General features: G+C 27.8%; 19 protein-coding genes. 3 read left to right on the plus strand and 16 right to left on the minus strand.

Going from position 1 to position 20,841, the window contains the following annotated elements:
- Positions 1 to 108 precede the first annotated feature (108 nt).
- From grdF to IC174_RS14175, 5 genes are all read right to left on the minus strand, one after another.
- Positions 109 to 1,416: a sarcosine reductase complex component B subunit beta gene (gene grdF, locus IC174_RS14155; RefSeq protein ID WP_227483219.1), complete on the minus strand. Its 1,308-nt coding sequence runs from the start codon at positions 1,414 to 1,416 to the stop codon at positions 109 to 111.
- Positions 1,417 to 1,501: 85 nt separating this feature from the next.
- Positions 1,502 to 2,788, minus strand: a complete 1,287-nt coding sequence (gene grdG / locus IC174_RS14160; RefSeq protein ID WP_227483220.1) for a sarcosine reductase complex component B subunit alpha — start codon at positions 2,786 to 2,788, stop codon at positions 1,502 to 1,504.
- Positions 2,789 to 3,067: 279 nt separating this feature from the next.
- Complete coding sequence (locus IC174_RS14165; RefSeq protein WP_227483221.1) at positions 3,068 to 4,393, minus strand: sigma-54-dependent transcriptional regulator; 1,326 nt, start codon at positions 4,391 to 4,393, stop codon at positions 3,068 to 3,070.
- Positions 4,390 to 6,384: an ATP-binding protein gene (locus tag IC174_RS14170; RefSeq protein WP_227483222.1), complete on the minus strand. Its 1,995-nt coding sequence runs from the start codon at positions 6,382 to 6,384 to the stop codon at positions 4,390 to 4,392. The genes IC174_RS14165 and IC174_RS14170 overlap by 4 nt, the downstream gene beginning before the upstream one ends.
- An 83-nt stretch (positions 6,385 to 6,467) precedes the next feature.
- The gene (locus IC174_RS14175) at positions 6,468 to 7,715 is read right to left on the minus strand and encodes a GntP family permease (protein WP_227483223.1); all 1,248 of its coding nucleotides are present in this window, start codon (positions 7,713 to 7,715) and stop codon (positions 6,468 to 6,470) included.
- 237 nt (positions 7,716 to 7,952) lie between these two features.
- Between IC174_RS14175 and IC174_RS14180 the strand changes: the two genes are divergently transcribed.
- A complete protein-coding gene (locus IC174_RS14180) occupies positions 7,953 to 8,498 on the plus strand; it encodes a helix-turn-helix domain-containing protein (protein ID WP_227433237.1) in 546 nt (181 codons plus the stop codon).
- A 12-nt stretch (positions 8,499 to 8,510) separates the two neighbouring features.
- Positions 8,511 to 9,197 carry a YjjG family noncanonical pyrimidine nucleotidase gene (locus IC174_RS14185; RefSeq protein WP_227483224.1) on the plus strand — a complete coding sequence of 229 codons (687 nt, stop codon included), beginning with the start codon at positions 8,511 to 8,513 and terminating at the stop codon, positions 9,195 to 9,197.
- 109 nt (positions 9,198 to 9,306) lie between these two features.
- Here the strand turns inward: IC174_RS14185 and IC174_RS14190 are convergent, their stop codons facing one another.
- The 4 genes from IC174_RS14190 to IC174_RS14205 form a co-directional block, all read right to left on the minus strand.
- On the minus strand, positions 9,307 to 9,927 hold the full coding sequence (locus IC174_RS14190) for a hypothetical protein (RefSeq protein WP_227483225.1): 621 nt from the start codon (positions 9,925 to 9,927) through the stop codon (positions 9,307 to 9,309).
- Positions 9,914 to 10,939 carry a uroporphyrinogen decarboxylase family protein gene (locus IC174_RS14195; RefSeq protein WP_227483226.1) on the minus strand — a complete coding sequence of 342 codons (1,026 nt, stop codon included), beginning with the start codon at positions 10,937 to 10,939 and terminating at the stop codon, positions 9,914 to 9,916. The genes IC174_RS14190 and IC174_RS14195 overlap by 14 nt, the downstream gene beginning before the upstream one ends.
- A 1-nt stretch (position 10,940) precedes the next feature.
- Positions 10,941 to 11,579, minus strand: a complete 639-nt coding sequence (locus IC174_RS14200; RefSeq protein WP_227483227.1) for a cobalamin-dependent protein — start codon at positions 11,577 to 11,579, stop codon at positions 10,941 to 10,943.
- Between the two features lie 194 nt (positions 11,580 to 11,773).
- Complete coding sequence (locus IC174_RS14205; RefSeq protein WP_227483228.1) at positions 11,774 to 12,925, minus strand: GNAT family N-acetyltransferase; 1,152 nt, start codon at positions 12,923 to 12,925, stop codon at positions 11,774 to 11,776.
- Between the two features lie 440 nt (positions 12,926 to 13,365).
- Here IC174_RS14205 and IC174_RS14210 point away from each other — a divergent pair, with 440 nt between their 5' ends.
- The gene (locus tag IC174_RS14210) at positions 13,366 to 14,178 is read left to right on the plus strand and encodes an Mrp/NBP35 family ATP-binding protein (RefSeq protein WP_227483229.1); all 813 of its coding nucleotides are present in this window, start codon (positions 13,366 to 13,368) and stop codon (positions 14,176 to 14,178) included.
- Between the two features lie 96 nt (positions 14,179 to 14,274).
- Here the strand turns inward: IC174_RS14210 and IC174_RS14215 are convergent, their stop codons facing one another.
- From IC174_RS14215 to IC174_RS14245, 7 genes are all read right to left on the minus strand, one after another.
- On the minus strand, positions 14,275 to 14,466 hold the full coding sequence (locus tag IC174_RS14215) for a hypothetical protein (RefSeq protein ID WP_227433230.1): 192 nt from the start codon (positions 14,464 to 14,466) through the stop codon (positions 14,275 to 14,277).
- A gap of 159 nt (positions 14,467 to 14,625) precedes the next feature.
- Complete coding sequence (locus tag IC174_RS14220) at positions 14,626 to 15,837, minus strand: nitrogenase component 1 (protein ID WP_227433229.1); 1,212 nt, start codon at positions 15,835 to 15,837, stop codon at positions 14,626 to 14,628.
- Between the two features lies 1 nt (position 15,838).
- A complete protein-coding gene (locus IC174_RS14225; protein WP_227483230.1) occupies positions 15,839 to 17,116 on the minus strand; it encodes a nitrogenase component 1 in 1,278 nt (425 codons plus the stop codon).
- A gap of 106 nt (positions 17,117 to 17,222) precedes the next feature.
- Positions 17,223 to 18,017, minus strand: a complete 795-nt coding sequence (locus IC174_RS14230) for an ABC transporter ATP-binding protein (RefSeq protein WP_227433227.1) — start codon at positions 18,015 to 18,017, stop codon at positions 17,223 to 17,225.
- Positions 18,017 to 18,997, minus strand: a complete 981-nt coding sequence (locus tag IC174_RS14235) for a FecCD family ABC transporter permease (protein WP_227433226.1) — start codon at positions 18,995 to 18,997, stop codon at positions 18,017 to 18,019. The genes IC174_RS14230 and IC174_RS14235 overlap by 1 nt, the downstream gene beginning before the upstream one ends.
- A 16-nt stretch (positions 18,998 to 19,013) precedes the next feature.
- Positions 19,014 to 19,910, minus strand: a complete 897-nt coding sequence (locus IC174_RS14240) for an ABC transporter substrate-binding protein (protein WP_227433225.1) — start codon at positions 19,908 to 19,910, stop codon at positions 19,014 to 19,016.
- Positions 19,911 to 19,974: 64 nt separating this feature from the next.
- On the minus strand, positions 19,975 to 20,724 hold the full coding sequence (locus IC174_RS14245) for a nitrogenase iron protein NifH (protein ID WP_227483231.1): 750 nt from the start codon (positions 20,722 to 20,724) through the stop codon (positions 19,975 to 19,977).
- Positions 20,725 to 20,841: the final 117 nt, after the last annotated feature.

The raw sequence follows: 20,841 nt of genomic DNA on the forward strand, positions 1-20,841 counted from the left end.
TATTTTTAAATTACTTAAAATTACTTAATAAAAAAAGATATCATAAAATAATTTTTAAAAACTATTTCATGACATCTATTTTAATTTAAGTGTTGTGCTATATTTTTATTATTCAAATACTGTTTGGTCTTCTACATCTTCTTTTAATGAATTTAAGGCTTTTAAAACTATGTTCTTTCTAATTTTTTTACTTTCTTCTTCTCCTAGCTTTGGATTCCCAAGTGGGTATGGTATACCTACTGCTGGAACAATTCTATTTGCTCCTATTGTAAGTGATATTGGTACTACAGTACAAACATGGACAACTGCTATACCTGCTCTTTCAATCTCTTTTACCATCGTTGCTCCACAACGAGTACAAGTGCCTCATGTAGATGTTAAAATTACAGCCTCTACTTTATCTTCTACCAATTTTTTAGAAAATTCTTCTCCAAATCTCTTAGAATTACCCACACTTGTTCCAGTACCTGTAGTGGTTATAAAGTAATTTGCCAACTCTCCAATCACACCATCTTTTTCAAATTCTCTAACCACATCTAATGGCACAACTAAGTTTGGATTTTCAAGTACATATGCTCTATCATAACCTCCATGTATAGTTGTAAAATCTTTATTTGACATAGAATTCATACCTGTTAAATCATAAATACCATACTTAGTAGCACTTGAAGATTCGATTTTATCTGGATTATCAGTTGGAACTATCCCCCCAGAAGTTACTAATGCAAGTTTTATTTTAGATAAGTCTTTGATAGCCTTTACAGGTGTAACTCTATCGAATTCTGGCATTGGATATTCAGTTTCAAATTGTTCTCCATTCATTTTCTTAACCAGCATTTCAATTGCTCTTTCAGAACCTCTAAATTCATGGAAGAAATTTTTTCTTATTCCCCTCATTATATATCCTTCTACTTCGGGAGGTCCTACTTCTTCACCCTTAACTAATTTAATCCCTAGTCTTGACATTATTGGAACTACCTTTCTAAGACTAGCTGCTGAATTTCCTGTAGCTATTATGTGTAAATCTAGTTTAAACATATCTACACCTGGATTTTCTTTATACATTCCTGTAACTACAGGAATATTTAATTCTTCTTCAACAGCTTTACAAATAGTTCCACAGGCTACTCCATATCTCCCTGCATTAAATGCTGGCCCTGCAATAAATAAATCAGGTTTTTCTTCTTTTATCATTTTTAAAAGTTCTCTAGTAGCATTTTCAATATTTTCTCCAAAATATGTGTCTCCACAAATTACAGTTGAAACTATCTCTGCTTCATCTTTGAATTGACTTTGAAATGCCATTCCAGGTCCTACTACTCCCTTTCTTTTTTCTGGTGGAATATCTGCTTTTTCTTCTCCTCCTATACCAGCAAAGAAATTATTTATATAGTGAACAACTCTGATTTTACTCATATCTTAATCCTCCAAATCACTTTATAGTTATTACATCAATTAAATTAATAATAGTATTAACAATAACCTATACTCAAATATTTATTTAATAATATCTTGCTGTCAAATGATTGTAACCATTTGCTATAGTTGATGCTATTATAATCTGTAATTCTGCATCCATACTTCCATCCTCATTTAAGCATCCTTTATATCCACCAATCATCATTTCAACATAATCCAAAGTTCCTATAACTTTTTTCATAGCAGGAAAATGGACTACTAAGTTTCCCTGACCACAAGAAACAAGTGCATCTGCCTCTTTAGTAGCATCTGCTATAGATTGACTCTTTCCATCTTTTCCAGGAAACTCATCAGTTATTAAAACTACACTTGCTCTAACTTCACTACATTTTCTACAATTCATCATAAGGTCAGTGTCTGGATTTCCGTATCCTTCTTCTGTTATTAATACTCCATCAACCCCTAAAAATTCTACTAACTTTGCAACCATATCAGAACTTCTTTCTTTGTCAACTAAAAATACATTTTCATTAGTTAAAATTACACCTATAAAATTTAAGTCTTTTCCATGTCTTTTATATAAGTCATGTATAACTGGATTATTTAAATGGTGGAAAGTAGTCACTTTATCACATGGTGCAACACAATTACCAGATATTATGGCTCCATCCATTATTTCAGTTGGATACATAAATGTTGGAACTATTTGTTTAGCATCAACTCCATAATAATAAGTATCATGTAAAAGTCCCTGTGATTGCAACATATGAACATATGCTACTGTTGGTAGGTCTGGATATTCTTTCACTTGTTTTAATAGTGGTTTTGTTTCATATACTATTATTTCATCTGGTTCAATTTCCTTGCCTGCTTCTCCTATATAGGCGCCTATCTTTAACCCAACTATTCTAGCTGCTTCTTCATAATCATGAGTTTCTATTCCCTCTTTTGCTTTTATAACAATACATACATTATTTGTTTTTGAAAAAGGTGTATATTTAGCAGTAGGACCACTCATATCAATTACACCTTCCTGAAACCCAACTATATTTCCACAAGTTATAACACAAGCTCCTGAAAGGATATGAGTTCTTCCACTTCCTACAGTCTTTACTTTGTTAATAATTCCAGGAAATATTTTGCTTTCATCTCCAATTTTAACTCTAGGTTCTATAACATCTTTAACTGGTGCTATTCTTATTGATTCACCAGGTCTTGCAAGTTCAACATTTACACTTACAATTCTTTCATCTTCTAAAGCTATCTGTTCTATTTCTTTACCATTCACGTATAATATGCCATCTTTTACTTCTGTTTTCTCGCCAAATTCAACGTTTTTTATAAATATATTCCCTAGCTCTAACTTCATATGAAAATCCCCCTTAATACATTTAATCGCAATTAAAAATATCTATTATTACGTTTATTTATATACAAAGCATTTTATATGCCAATTATTTAAAATATAGCTTTTTTATGTTAATGCTATAGATATTTTCATTTTTTACTTATATAAACATTGAATTTACCTATAATTATTGTAAGTCTTAAATTTAAAAATTATAATAAAAAAAATAAGTAGAATTTTTCTACTTATCTTTTAATAATTGTGAGAAATTTTTTGCTCAGTATATGAGAAGTTTTTTTCTCACTTAATATTGTACTCTGATATTTTATTAGTTAATTGTCTTCTGCTAATCTCCAATTTTTTTGCTGTATTTGAAATATTATTTCCACATAGAGATAGAACCTTTTCAATATATTCACACTCAAATTCTTTTCTTATTTCTCTTAGAGGTCTAATACTTATTTTATCATCTATGTTTATATTATTTGATATTAAGTTTAAATTATCTTTTGATAACTTACTTCCTTCACTTAAAACTACTAATCTATTGATTATATTTTTTAATTCTCTTATATTACCTGGATAATCATAATTTATTAAAAAATCAACTACTTCTTTATCAATTGAGGATATTTTTTTATCATGTTCAATCTGGTATTTATTTAAGAAAAAGTCTATAAGTGTATTTAAATCTTCTCTTCTATTTCTTAAAGGTGGTATAGTTATTGTTATTGTACTTATTCTATAAAAAAAATCTTCTCTTATATTACCATTTAGTATTTCTATTTTAGGTTCTTTATTCATTGCACAAATTAATCTAAAATCAACTTTAATAGACTTGTTGCTTCCTATTCTCTCTATAGATTTATCTTCAAGTGTCCTTAACAATTTTACTTGTACATTTAGAGGTATATCTCCTATTTCATCTAAAAATAAAGTGCCCTTATTTGAAAGTTCAAATCTGCCTTTTCTATTATCTACTGCTCCAGTAAAAGAACCTTTTTCATGTCCAAATAACTCAGATTCTAATAAGTTTTCAGAAAAAGAACAACAGTTTACAGGTACAAATATTTCATCTCTTCTTGGACTTAGACTATGTATATATCTAGCTAAAACATCTTTTCCTACCCCAGATTCTCCAAGAATTAGTATATTTACATCTTTACAAGCAGCCTTTTTTGCGATTTTTATTATATTATTAAAATCCTTATTTTTAGATTCTAAAGTAAAGTCCAAATTATTTTTTTGTGTACAAACTACTTCTTTTTCTATTTTTACTTTCTCAATTTCTTCTAATAAAGTTTCAATAGGATTGCTTTTTATAAAATAAGATAAAGCTCCTCTTTTCATGGCTTCAACTGCATTTTCAATACTTCCATATCCAGTAACTAATATAACTTCTATATTTTTATTAATAGATTTAATTTTATCTAAAAGTTGTACTCCATCCATGTTTTTCATCATAACATCAGACAAAATCAAATCATAATTTTTATTTTTTTTGATAATACTCACAGCTTCTTCTCCACTTAGTGCTATATCTACCACATATCCATTCTTTTGCAAAATTTTTTTCATTATTGTTCCATACTCTAATTCATCATCAACTACTAGTATCTTCATCATATAGTCACCTCTTTATTTAGTGGAATTTTTATATAAAAACAAGTACCAACTCCCAATTGACTTTTGACACTTATATCTCCGTTATTCTTTTTAATCTCATTATATGTAATATACAATCCTAATCCAGTTCCTTCACCAATCGGCTTTGTAGTATAAAAAGGATTAAATATATCCTTTAAAACGTTTTCTTTTATACCATCACCATTGTCTTTAAAATCTATAAATAAACAGCGCTCTTTCACATAGCAATTTATAATAATTTTACCGCCTTTATGTACTGCATCCACTGAATTAGATATTAAGTTTATAAATACATGTTTTAAAGACTCTCCATTTATGTAACACACTAAATCCTTATTGCAGTTTATATTTATTTCAACATCTTTTAACTGTAAAACTTTATACTGAAGCTTGACTATATTTTCAATAAAATTTCTCATATTTATATTTTCTAAACTATCATCTGATATTCTTGCAAAATTTAATAAGTTCGTTATTATATTACTTGCTCTATCTACATTACTTTCTATTGATTTTACACAATCATTTACCTCTTCTATAGTAACATTATCTTTTAAAAGATAACAATTATTTCTTATTATTCCTAGAGGGTTTCTTATCTCATGTGCTACTCCAGAAGCTAGTTGCCCTATAGATATCATTTTATTATCTCTCAACAACTTTGCTTCTATTATTTTATCATTAGTTATGTCTTTAATTAAAGCTACTATATATTCAACATTATTTTTTTTATATTCTACAGGGAAAGTACTTATTTTCAAAATTTTATTACTCAATTCTATTTCACTTGTTTCATGTGTATTTTCAGAAAATGTATTCTCAATAATATTTTTTATTATATCAATTAATTCTTCTTTTTTATATTGTGTCTCATTGATAAAATCATAGAATACTTTATTTGATTCAACTATATTGTAATTGTCATCTATAAGCATTATTATGTCTGTGATACTATTAAATGTAGCCTCTAAAGCCTTCTTATTTTCTATTACTTCTTCTGTTTTCCTTCTTATTTCTATTTTTAATAAATATGTATAACTATAAAAAATATAAATAGATATCAAAATTATGCCTATAAAAATATAAATGATTGGTATGACTCCTCTATCATATAATACATCATCAACTTCATTATATATAGAATACCATTTTTTATTTAAATCTTTATATACACCATTTTTCTGAAGTTTAAAAATTCCCTTATTTAAAATACCAACTAATTCTTCATATTGTTTAGGAACAGCGAGAACTGCCTTTTTGGTATAAATAGGAGTATTTAAAATACTATATTTATCTGAAAGTTCATAGTTTATTACATAGTATTGTAGTACTGGTTCATCACCAACAACTACATCTACTTTACCTGACATTAAATAATTGACTCCAGTCTTTATATCTGGAGTCAACACAATATCTATATTATCAACTCTTTGTTTCAAAAAGTTTATAGAATAGTCACCCTCTGGTATTGCTATTGTTTTTCCTTTTAAATCTCTATAACTATTTATATTCTGTGATTTTTTATCTTTCAATATGTTTGCGCTTAACGTATAAATTGGGTCAGTAAATACAAACTTATTTGCTCTTTCTTTTGATGGAATTAAGTCAAAAAATCTTATACTATCATCCACTGGATTTACAAAGGATTCTTTCCACCATGTATTTGGTTTAAAATAGAAATCTCTACCTATTTGGATTGATAGGGAATTAATTAAATCAACAACAATTCCTTTGTATTGACCATCTTCTTGACCTTTATATCTAAGGGGAGGAGAGCTCTGGTCAGAACTATAAACTAAATTTTCATGTTTTTTTAGCCATTGTTTTTCCTCTTCTGTAAATGGAAGTGATTTCTTAACATATTCAAATATATTCAAATTATACTCCATACCTACATACATATTTGCGAGTGAAACTACAACTAAAAATGAATAAATAATCCCTATAATTACTATCTTTTTTTTATTCACCTTAAAACTCCAATCTTTCTTTTTTATATAAATTCAATATTTAATAACAAAATCCTACTTTTTTCATTAAATATTTATATTTATTATAAGATTAATTGTATAGATGTTGAAACTATAGTCATTACTATTCCTATTAGTGCTTCATACGGAATCAATTTAAATCTTTCACCTATATCCATATTTATACTACCTGCACTAGTATGAAATAATGAACCATGTGGTAATTGTTCAAATACACTAGAACCTGCATTAACAATTGATGCACCTGAAATTGGCGATAATCCACCACTTAATATAGCATCAGAAAAAGTTGATGATGCTATAGTAGCTCCAGCTGTTGATGATGCTGTTGCCAGTGACATAAGTATACCTGAAATTGGTGCTAATAAAAATTGTGGCATATTTAAATATTGTAGTATACCTATTGTACTCTGTTGTAATTCAGACATTTGTATAATACCTGCAATAGTCCCTGTTCCGAGTAATAATATGCATACACCTTGCATCTTAGATAATCCAAAAGATAAATACTCTCTTGTATTCTTCAAATTTCCTGTAGCTATTAAGGTCGCTACTCCTCCTATAGGAAGTGCAACCATAGGGTCTATTACTATAGGTGATATATTTCCTAAAAACAATAAAAATATAGCTACAATTGGACCACATAATGACTTAAACAAACTTGGTAAGCCCTCTCTTTGCTCCAAGAGTTCATATGATTCCACCTTGTTTCCTTTATTTATTAATAAACTTGCCAAAACAACTGTAATCACAATACCAACAATTGCTGGAATTACGTTTGCTATCATAACACTAGATAGATTTACAGAAAAATTTCCTGCTACCGCAATGGTATTTGGATTTGGTGATATTATATTACCTGCTTTACCTCCACCTAACATAGCTAAAAGTATTGCTAATTTAGAGTAGTTTAATTTTCTTCCTATGTATAAGCCTATTGGTGCTACAGTTATTACAGATACATCTAAATTTACACCTACTCCTGCAAGTACCATTGTTGAAGCAGCTATAGAAAGTAAGGCTCTCTTTTCTCCTAATATCTTTACGATTTGTTCTGATATTTTATCAACTGCTCCTGTTTTTATTAGACTTCCAGCCAATACACCTGATGCTAAAGCTCTAAGAATTGATGGTGAGATATTCATAGCTCCAGTTGCCATAAAATCTACAGTTTCTGTTATACTCGCTCCTCCAATTATTCCCCCAACAAATGCCCCTAACATTAAACTATATACAGCTTGAAATTTCTTTATAATTAAAATAATTGCTACTAATAAGCCAAATATAGCTCCAAAAGTTGTTATTTGCACACTATTCCCTCCTATCTTAAAGTAAGTTAATTATTTTTTACTTAATTTAATTTTATTTAAATATATTTTAAGTATTCTGTATCCACTTGTCAATTATATTTTAATTTATTCAATTAGATTTAACATTATTTATTCAAAATTATATCTTATATGTTATAATGATTTCATACTATATAATCTTTTTATTTAGGTTATTTTAAAGTAATATTTTTAAAACGAAAAAGAGAGGATATTTATATGAATGATTTAAATTTAGGAGAAAAAATAGCTGAAGTTCGAAAAAAACAAAATCTAAGTATTCGAGATTTAGCAAAACTAGCAGATGTTACACCATCATTATTGAGTCAAATAGAACGAGGTCTTGCTAATCCATCTGTAAACTCATTAAAATCTATAGCCTCTTCTCTAAATGTTCCTCTATTTACATTTTTTGTATCTGAAGTAGATAAAAAAAGTTTAATAGTGAGACGCGATAGTAGAAAGAAAGTTATTTTACCTGGAAGTAATGATGTTGTATATGAAGTTTTAATTCCAGATTCTAGTGGTAACTTAGAATTTGCTATTATGGATTTGGCTCCAAATACATCTTCTTGTGTTGATAGAATTACTCATAATGGAGATGAAATTGCATACATTTTAGAAGGAGAAGTCAAACTATTTATGGATGATGATGAATTTACTCTATTCAAAGGTGATAGTGTTAAGATTCCTCTAGGAACAAAGCACAAATGGCAAAATGATTCTAATAGTGAAAGCAAAGTAGTTTTTGCAGTTATACTATAAAGGGTAGACCTTATGAAGAGATATAAATTTATATTTTTTGATGCAGATGATACTTTATTTGATTTTAAAAAGAGTGAATCTTATGCTTTCAAGAAACTTTTATCTAAATTTGGATTGGATTTTAACTTTGAAAAATGTATAAAAATATATAGAAATATAAGTGATAAGCTTTGGCTTGACCTTGAAAAAAACACTATAACTTTAGATGAGCTTAAGCTACTTAGATTTGAACTTTTTGCAAAGGAAATGAAATTAAATGTTGACCCTATAATTCTTAGTAAAATGTACCTAAATCTTTTGTCAGAATGTACTTTTTTAATGCCAGGTACACTTGATGTATTGTCATACCTTAAAAGTAAATATAAAATTATCATAATAACAAACGGAATTTCTAAAGTCCAAAATAATAGGCTTAAAAACTCAGAAATAAAAAAATATATTGATGGAATGATTGTATCAGAAGAAGTAAAAGTATCAAAACCAAATCCAGAAATATTTAAATATGCATTTAAAAAGTTTAACTGTTATGATAAAACTTCTGCTTTGATGATTGGTGATAGTTTAACTTCAGATATATTAGGAGGAATAAATTCAGGAATAGATACTTGTTGGCTAAACTCCAATAACAGTATAAATTATACTAGTTCTATACCAACTTATGAAATAAACACTCTCATTGAATTAAAAAATTTATTATAATTTATAAGTAGAATCTTATTATTTTGCAATAATTTTTTTAGCTAGCGTATATTTAAGCTAAAAAAATTATTGCAACTTGCCAATATCAACTTTAATCTTGTAAAAATTTCTAAAAACACTTTCTAATACATTTACTGCATCTTGATTCAGTATTTTCCTTATCACCCATTAATATGAGCATCGCGACACTTTTTATAGGAGCCAATTGATGATAATCATTGATTTTTATTTCCAAATTATTGTATTTATTTTTTATATATTCATAAATGTCTTTTTGATTTTCAACTTTAAAATCTTTATCTCCTGGATATATCTCGTATGATATATTGAGATTACTATAGGTTTCCTTTAAATACATTTTTATTTTTTCATTAATGTAATCTAAACATACTACACCTATTTTGTCTAGTGCTAGACCTGCCATCATATTACAATTTTTCATGTAGTCGTTCATCTTAATATCAATTTTATCTCCTATAGTATATAAAATAGCAAATGCCTTTTTACACTCTTTAGGCATTTTATCAGTATCAATTTCACTTATATAAACTTTAATATTCAATATGCTTTTTATACTTTTTATTTCTTCTTCAACTATTTCATTAATCATTTCTGGAACTTTTCTATTAGAATATCCCAAAAACTTTAGCACTGTATCTTTATTTATATAAATATTTTCTAAATCTATAAATTCTAAATAAGGCATATTTTTACTGTTATTCCAACTCATTCATATCAATCCTATCTAATTCTTTATAACTAATTCTGCCTGCTTTTATGGCTGCTTGTAAATTTTCTACTGGTGTTGTATTTAAACAGTTACAACCAAAATCGCATAGGAAATTATCATACTTTCTCATCTTTTTTAACAACTTTAGTGTTTCCTTTGTGATTTTATCAGGTGTAGAACGTCCAAGAAGTTTTATTGGGTCTAAATTTCCAATTAAAACTATATCTTTTGGAATTCTTGGTGCAATCTCTTCATAGTCTAGAATTTGGTCTAAACTTACTGCATCTACATTGCAACTCAACATATTATCTAACAACTCTCTTGTGTCTCCACATATATGCATACCTTTCCAACAATCAAGTTCATCATATATCTCATTTAAATTTTTTACTATATATTCATCAAATCTAGCTTTGTTTAAAGTTACTGATGTTGGCTCTGCTATTGAAATATATTTTGCACCTGCTTTATTTGCAGCCACAGCATATCGCCTTACTAACTCAGTAGTGAATTCTAATAACTCATCCACAAATTTTTTATCAGTTATTATACACCTTAAAAGTTGTGTAGCCCCAGCTAATTGACCTGCAAGAGTAAATGGACCTTGTATTGATTCATATAATGGTTTTTTTATAGTTTTTGATATTAGTGACAAGCTTTCTAGATTGAGTGGCATACGTCCACTTGTATAAGGGTCTGGTACATCTAATTTTCTTAACTTTTCACTATCTGTTATTGTATGTGTCAATACACTTGGAAAATCGTAATCTGGTCTTAGTGTCTCTAAGCCCAGAGTCTCACAAAATGTAATTCCATCACAAAATGAATATATAAAATCTGATTCAAAATATTTGTCCATAGTTCTTGCTAATTCCAATTGTAAATCTACACTATCATATACTTCATATGCTTTTTTATTTATTAAAAATAAACCATTTGTACCCATATCAGGCAGGAAAAATCCTCTATCTTCACTATTTATATATTGCAATAAAGTCATATCTGAAAACATTCTAAATTTCTCCTCCTATAAGTTTGTCTATTAATTTAACTGCTTTTGGAGCATTTGGACTATATCCATCTGCACCTATCTCTTCTGCAAAATCCATACTTACAGGACCTCCACCAATTATTACCTTTGGCCTTTTACTTAAATTAAGTCTATTAAGCTTATTTATTACTGATTTCATGTTTTCCATTGTCGTTGTCATCATTGAAGATAAACCTATTATATCTACATTGTTTTTTATAGCTTCTTCTATTATATCTTCGCTTTTTCTATTTACACCTAAATCAATTACTTTATATCCAGTAGCTTCAACCATTACTTTTACAATATTTTTTCCAATCTCGTGGGTGTCACCTTCTACTACAGACATTAAAATTACTCCCTTTGATTTTTTCTTTATCTTTCCAGTGCCCTTTAAGATGCTAATACCTTTGTTTAATGCATCTGTACATACTATCACTTCTGAAAGATAGTATTCTTTACTCTCAAATTTATCTAAAGCACCTATCATACCCTTGTTTAACCCATATTCATATATATCCTCTACATTAATATTTTCCTCTATAGCATCTTTTACTAACTCTTCTATATTATTTACACCCATATTTAATATACATTCTGCTATTTTTTCAAGTATGTCCATATAATACTCATCCTTTCAAATTCCTTCATAAAAGTACTTTTCCAACACTCATTGAACTAATCTTCCATACCAAATAACTTTATACTCAAGTTACTTGATGTAGGTAATCTCTTCTTTGATTGGCTAATTGAATCAACTTCTTTAAACCATCTTTAAGAACATTTCTTTTAAATCTTAGGTAAAAAGTATAATAATTATTGGTAGTTTAAATTTGCAGTCCATGGAAAATCTATAGGAAATACTTTTGTAGTAAATTCATATATTTTTTTTAAATGTTTAAATTCATTGTATTGTTCTTCATTTCTTTCGAAAAATAGCTTATTAAGTTTATCTAAACTTTCTATCATAAGCTCCTCTTCCTTATATTTGATGATATATTTATTTTCAACTTGTTTAAATTCAATATGCTCTAATAGTTCAGAATCTACATATTGATTAAAATAACCTTTTAAATTATCACATAATTTACTGTAATTTATTATTTTAATTGTTCCTTGTTGATAATCCAAAGACTTTAGTTCATTACATTCTAATTGGTCCTTTAGATTTCTTACATGTACCTTATAGTCTAAATACTCTAAACCAAATTTATTCGTAACATATTTTAATACATTTTCAACATTTATATTATTCACTCCTATTTCAACTACTTCTCCTATAATAGAACCTTCTTTTTTTATTGTTCTTATTATTAAATATCCTATTATGTTACTATTTTCTTTTATAAATACTTTCTTATAATCAATTGGCCCCCAAGCAATAGTAGCTGCATGTAATAATTTTTTAAATTCATCTCTCGTTCTTATAAATCTAGTACTATTTTGATTATATAATTCAATCATTTTATCTAAATCAGCATCTTTTTCAAAATTAGTTTCATCAAATTCAACTATTTCATATGGTATTTCAATATTTTCTGGCTTTATTGTATATTTATAGAAACTCTTCACTACACTACAGTTTCTTCTACTATATAAACTTCTTGTCCCTGAAATAATTAAAACATCTACACCATCAGAAAACATTTTTTCTTCTGCTTTATCTAGTATTTTAGATGAATATCCCTTCTTCTCATAATCTGGATGTGTGCATACTCCACCTATAGCTGCAACCTTTAGTTTATTTCCTTGAATAGATACATCTTGTACCAAATAGTTTACATCTGAAACTACTTTTTCATTTTCTGATATTATAATCATATTTTCTATGTTATCTTTATTCAATAAAAGGGGAAACTCTTCCACCATAGTTGGCTTATAGTTTCTTGATATTCTAAACACATAGTTTATTAATCCTGTTACTTTATCAAACTCTTCTACTTTTGCACTTCTTGGTTTTATTTCCATCTATATACCTCCTGATGTTATTTAAAATATTTCAATGCTATCATTTTTAGTAAAATATTTATTACCACATTTTTAAATTTATCACTACATTTCTAATTATATCTTTTTTCTTCATGATTTTTAATTGTTTTTCAACAAACTTCTATAAAAAATATATATAATTCCCAGTTATACTTATAAAATGACCATTTATGTATAATATATTGAAATATTTCCTATATGTTTATATGATTAAACTCTATAGGTCAATTGAAACAACCATTTTATTGAGAAGGTTATATTTTTTTATTACCTTCTTTTTTTTATAATAAATTACTATTTGATTAATAGAAAATATTCTAAGTTCCTTTTAAATAATGACTTTATTGTTTAATTGTACTAAAATAGTATATGTAGGTTACAAATAATCTAATAAATACTAAACATTGGAGGTAATAGATATGGCAGATTGTAATTCATGTCCATCAAAGGGAAATTGTAATAGTCAATCAAATTGTTCTATTGAAAATAACCCTAACAATAAATTTGGAAAAATAATTGGTGTTATGAGTGGGAAAGGTGGAGTTGGTAAATCGACTGTAACTGCTTTACTTGCTAATAAACTAAATAAAATGGGATATAAAGTTGGTATATTAGACTCTGATATAACAGGACCAAGTATTCCTAGACTTATGGGTCTAAAAAATGTAAAAGCTTATTCTGATGGTTCTTATATTTATCCTGTAGAAAATTCAAATAACATAAAAGTAATGTCTATAAATCTTATGATAGATGATGAAAATGAACCTGTTGTTTGGAGAGGACCTCTAGTTGGAGGAGTTGTAAAACAATTTTATACTGATGTACTTTGGGAAGAACTAGACTATTTACTTATAGACATGCCCCCAGGCACTGGAGATGTTGCATTAACAGTTATGCAATCTATACCTATAAGTGGAATAGTTATGGTTTCAGTTCCTCAAGATTTGGTATCTATGATTGTATCAAAAGCTGTTAATATGGCTAAAAAAATGAACATAAATGTTCTTGGAGTTATTGAAAATATGAGTTATATTCAATGTCCTGATTGTTCTAAAAAAATCAAACTATTTGATGGTGACTCTACTGAAAAGTTTTTAAATGATTTAGATTTAAAACTTCTAGGTGAACTTCCTATGACTAAAGAAATCATAGATATTACTCATAATGGTGTTACAGACATTAGTAATGATTTAGACTCAATATTAACTGATATTGTTGAAAATATCAAATAGATATAAATTAAAATTTTATAGTTTTACACTCTAATACTAAAAGAGGTGTGTATTTATTTTGTAATATTACAAATAAAATACACACCTCTTTTACATCTATCTATGTTTTAAATACACAAAATATTCTTCTATTATATCTCCATTTTTCACTTTTACTAAGTATTCATTATAGTGAGCATTGTATGGCTGTGTCATTTTACACTCTACTACATTTTCTATATCTTCCAATTCTAAGAGTTCTACATCTTTTAAAAATTTTCTTTCTAAAAGCTCCATTAGTCTTTCCATAACCTATTCCCCCACTTCTCCAACATAATTAAAATAAAGCAAGTAAATTATCTATTTATAAAATTTACTTATTTATATTATATCCCATATCTTACAAATCCTAACAGAATTCATAAATTATTGTGAGAAAATATGTATTAACCTTTTAATAAATCTATCTTATAGTGATATATTAAGTATTCTTTCAATTATGTAAAGCACTCCTCTTAATCCAATAAATGGTGTATATGGATATATATTTACACTTTTTAGGTTTGGATTACTTATCTGTATATCTAACTTTGAATTGTGACTCATATCAATACTAGTACCATCTCCAAATAAAACCAATAACTCATTTTCTTTTAAATATTTATTTCTTTCTAACTCATTATTTCCAATATATACAGATTCGTCATTACAATCTGTATTATGCAATATATTAACTCTATCAACTTCAAGACCTAATTCATTCAATAAATCTTTAAATCCTAAAGCAGTGTCATAATCTCCAAATACAGCACATTTTTTGCTTTCCTTATAAAAATAAAACTTCCTTTTTATATTAAATACTTGTCTTTTTATGTTAGATACTTCAGCTTCATAAGCACTTTTATCCAAATCCCACATAGTTACTTTTTGTATGTCTTTAATAAATTCTTCAGTATTTTTTATTCCATAAGGCTTTTTATACACATAAGGTATATTGTACTTATCCTTCATAAAAGTGGCTGCTTTAATACCTTCTTTCCTAAGTACTATATTTAAACTAGATTTAGATGCATTTTCTATTTCATCTATTGATGTGTATGATGTAAAGGTTACATTTACTTCTTTTTTGAAAAAAGTCTTTATCATCCTTTTAATTTCTTCACAATCTGATAAAAAGTTATATTGGTCTATATTACATCCAATTATATTAAAACTATCAATTTTTTCATTGCTCTCTTTTACTACATCCTTTGCTAATATATAAAGAAAATCTTCAACTCCTTGATTATAATCTTCTCTTAATCCACCTGTTGTAATTGGGATTAACTTACAGTTTACAGAATCACTTATGATATTGCAGATTCCTACTATATCCACACCTATAATAGAAGATACAGATGAAGCCATTACAAATATATATTTTGGGTTAATATTATTATCTATTTCAATTATAGCCTTTTCTAATCTATCATAATTTCCAAACGTAACATCACTTTCACTCATATGAGTTGAATAAATCTTTGCTTTGTCTTCTCCATTTAAACTTCCAATTGCTTCTATCGCATAGTGAGTTGTTCCTGATGGGCCAAATTCTATGACACAGGCTTCACTTATTGATGATACTGTAAATATTATTCCCATTCTATCAGAAGGATTTGGAAAATATTTATATACTTCCATATTAAATCACTTCCTTTCTTGTAACTTTCTCCACATCAAACAATTTAATTAAAGTTTCCATTATGCCTATTGGAAGCTCAAACCCTATTTTTTGTGCATGTTCGTCTAACGTTATTTGCATAAGTCCTTTTTCTTTTAATAACATTGGATTTTCATGGCCTATATAAATATCTGCATTTATAGTATCATACAAACTTCTAAGTGGAGCTATATTCGCAATTCTGCTTATATATGGATTGTGTCCTTTTTTTATTATGTTGTCTTTAAATAAACCATCTTGTTCATAAAGTTCACGCACTTGTATAAATTCTGGCACTAACCCTAATTCTGTTAAGAAATCCACTGTTTCAAACACCATCATTGGTGTATTCCCATAAATTAGCTTTTTACCTTCCATTAGAAGTCTACATTTATTCAATAACAAATTATATTTTTGTCTTTGTTCTAATAATTCATCTTGTACATCTATATCTAAAATGTTACAAAGTTTATTATAGTTTTCCATTATAATTGACTCTTTCATGTTTTTATCAAAATATATGTATTCTATTCCAAATTTATTTTTCATATCTTCTGCTAAATCCAATGCTATCATGTCTGTTACTATATTTAATTTAGCACTAGATGCACTTTTTATATCTCTTATAGTACATTTAGATGGTATTACACAATTTATTTTTACGCCTTCTTTAAAAAGTAACTTTACAAGCTCTGTATCTTCTACATTCTCTTGTCTATGCCCTAAAATATTAACACCTTTTTTATTTGTATGATTCTCCATAACTGATGATAAACTCTTTAAAGCTCTAGTCATTCCAATTATATGAGAATTACAAGTATAATGTTCGGTATTAACTGCTAAAACAGGGATACCTATCAGTTCTTCCAATTCCTCAGATAAAGCATTATAATCCTCACCTATTAACTCTGGTACACATGTAGTTACTATCATTATTGCATCAAACTTTTCAACTTCTGAAATATACTTTACAGCTTCTATTACTTTTTTTTCTGCACCAAAAACTATATCTTTATCTTTTAGAACTACTGAATAAACACTATCTTGACCAGACTGTCTATGATATGCAAAGTTTTTACTATAATAAGTACATTCATTTGTTCCTACTATCACAAGAGCCATGTTTTTTATATATGATGCAGTTAATACAACTCCAAACAATGGACAATGAGTCCCTGGAAACACAGCATATGATAAAGATTTTATATCTTTATCATATGCTATATCTTTTAATCTATTTAATACATTTAAAGTATACATATTTTTTCCTTTCCAATCCTATTACTTATACAACTTTATAAATTTAAAGTTACACTTATATTACTTTTTATATTTTTAAACTGTGGTCATTTCAAATGTTAAAACTTTATATACTACTAGTTCTTCTACATAACATTATTGGATGAATCCTAGGCTTTTTGCTAATTGGATCTATATCTATATCACATTTTACCTTATAAACATCTTTTATTATTTCTTCACTTATTACGTTATTAGGATGGCCATCCGCTACTATAGCACCATTATTCATAATAATAAGTCTGTCACTATATTTGCTCGCTTGATTTATATCATGTAGAACCATAATTATAGTCATTCCAAATTTTTTATTTATATCTTTTACAAGTTCCATTAGTTCTAATTGATGAGATATATCTAAATATGTTGTAGGTTCATCTAATAAAAGTATATCTGGCTTTTGACAAAGTGCCATCGCTAACCATACTCTTTGTCTTTCTCCTCCAGATAAATTACTTACCAATTTATCTTTATATGCTTCAAGACCTGTATTTCTCATTGCCCAATTTACTATCTCTTCATCATTTTTATTTTTACTTTCAAAAAAACCTTTATGTGGTATTCTTCCATAATATATTAAATCTTTTACTTTTATATCCTTTAAGGAGGCATTATGTTGAGCTAATAATGCCACTTTCCTCGAAATTTCTTTATTACTCATGACTTTCATATTTTTCTTACCAATATATATGTCACCCTGTTTAATTTTCAAAATTCTAGATAAGGATTTAAGTAGCGTAGATTTTCCTGAACCATTTGGACCTAATATAGAAACTACTTCTTTTTCCTTAATGCTCACACTCAGATTGTCTATGATAATCTTATCTTCATAACCTATTTTGACATTTTTTACATTGAACATTAATAACCGCCTCTCTTTCTTAATAAATATAAGAAGAATGGACCCCCTATTATAGACATAATAACGCCTACTGGAATCTCTATAGAGCCTCCTATTGTTCTTGCTAATGTATCTGCAATTAATAATACTATACTCCCTAGTACTATACTAAATGGTATCGTATATTTATGGTCACTACCAAGCAACATACGAGTTATATGTGGTACTATAAGACCCACAAAGCTGATGACACCAACTATGGAGGTAGAAACACCTGCTAAAAATATAGCTACTAATGAGATTAGAAACCTACTTTTATTTACATTGAAGCCAAGATTTGTAGCTGCGTCATCTCCTAGTTGCAGTACATTTGTACTTCTGATAAGTAAAATTGCTCCTATCAATCCTATAACAGAATACCATATTAGCATATTTACATCTAACCAAGTCTTTGTGGCTAAACTTCCGTTTAACCACAACATTGCACTTTGAATTCTTTCACTATACATAGTTGATAAATACGATATAACACCACCTAATATAGTGTTTACAGCGACTCCAGCTAGTATAATTCGCTCTGGTCTAAGCCCATTTTTATACGCCATCAAATATACTACTCCACAAGATATGAGTCCTCCTATAAAAGCAACTATTGGTAACATACTTGTATATTGTGGAAATAAAAGCAATATTATAATAGCAGCTACACTTGCTCCTGTAGATATACCTGTTATACCAGGGTCTGCTAATGGATTTTTCATAACAGCTTGTAACAATAATCCTGAAACTGCTAGATTTGCACCAACTAACGCTGCTAAAATATTTCTAGGCAACCTCATTTTATAAACTATTGTAGTAACCATTGTATTATTTTCATTTATCAATGCATCAAATATTTCCCCAATACTTAAATTTACACTCCCTACAGTAGAAAAAACAATTAATAAAATAATTACAGTTATCAACCCTGTAAATATCAATAAGACTTTTTTATTATCCATATTATTCACCTAAAATCTATTTATCTCCATATAAGATATCTCCCAGTTTATTTATTGAATCTTTGACATGTATATTTGCTGATACATTAAATATACTTGAGTCTAAATCTATAACTTTTCCATTTTTCACTGCATTCAATGTAGCCCATGCAGGATTTTTATCAAAAGAATCATCAAATGCTTTTTTAGTCTCTTCTATATTCCCATGTGCAAATCTAAGTATGTAATCTGGATTTTCTTTTATAATTTGTTCTAAGCTAAATTGTATATAATCTGAATCCACACTATCTGTTAAGTTATCAGCTATATTTTCAGCACCTACTGTTTTAACCAAATCACCAAGATATGAGCTCTTTGTAGCTAGCATAAAACTATTTCCACCACCAAATAAAATAGCTACTCTTGGTTTTTTATCCTGTTTTTTTGATTTTTCTACGACCAATTCTTCTACTCCTTTTAGCTCTTTTATAAGTTTTTCTGCTTCATCTTGTTTATTTATTTTATTACCTAAATTTTCTATACTTTTAAGAAACTTTGTGTATGTTCCAGTTTCAAAATAGAATGTATCTAGGTTATATTCTTTCATACTCTTCTCAACATTTTCTTTAAACATACTATCAACTATAAATACATCTGGCTCAAGAGATGCTACAATTTCTAAGTCAGGATTCATAGCTTGTCCTACTTCTGGTAGATTTTTATATTTTTCTGGCAATTCAGATTTAGTCGTTGGAATACCTACTAAAGTAGCATCTAATTTATCTAGTACTTGTGTTGCTGCTACTGTGGCTGAAACAACTTTTACGTTGTTATTTGACTCCTTATTTGCAGACTCATCATTTGATGGTTTTGAGCATCCTGTTAATATTAATGCACTAAGTAAAAATACTGAACATATCTTTTTAAATTTCATAAAAATTTCCTCCATAATAAACTTTATTTTAAATCTGTATTTTCTATTTTAATCTTATATTTATCTAGTTACTTTGCATAATCTTATTTGCAAGTTCTATATATACTTGTGACATTTCATCATCTTTATCTTCTTCTATAACGGTTCTTCCATTATTCTCAGACTGTTGCATGATTTTATTTCTTGGGATATAGTGAAAAACTTTACTTTTTATTTCATCAGCCAATTTTTCAACTAATTCTATTTCATTCTCAACATTTTTAGCGTTTAATATGAGTCCTTTTAAAGAAGCATATCCTCTATTTTTAAATTGCTCTACAGCTAAAGATATATTACTAGCAGCATACATTGACATCATTTCTCCAGAAGTTACTATATACACTTCATTTGCAAATCCATTTCTTATTGGCATTGAAAATCCTCCACAAACAACGTCTCCAAGTACATCGTAAATTACTACATCTGGATTATATATTTCAAATGCCTTTAATTCTTCTAATTTTTCAAAGGCCGCTATTATGCCTCTTCCAGCGCAACCTACTCCTGGAGTTGGGCCTCCTGCTTCAATACATAATACTCCACCATATCCTTCAAATACTATGTCTTCAAGTTTTAAATCATCTTTCTTCTTTTTCATTACATTGAGAACTGTTGGTATAAATTTTCCTTTCATTAAATTTTTAGTAGAATCTGATTTAGGGTCACATCCTATTTGCATAACCTTATATCCTAAATGAGAAAGTGATGCAGATAAATTGGAAGTTGTTGTTGATTTTCCAATTCCTCCCTTCCCATAAATAGCTATTTTTTTCATTGACTTTTTACCTCTCTTACATCATAATATTATTTAACGAAATTAATTATCATTCGCAATAACTATTTTACGCGATATGTTTTTTAAATTCTTAACTATATTTGTTTTTTTATAAAA

Source organism: Clostridioides sp. ES-S-0001-03 (assembly GCF_020676075.1).
Taxonomy (GTDB): domain Bacteria; phylum Bacillota; class Clostridia; order Peptostreptococcales; family Peptostreptococcaceae; genus Clostridioides.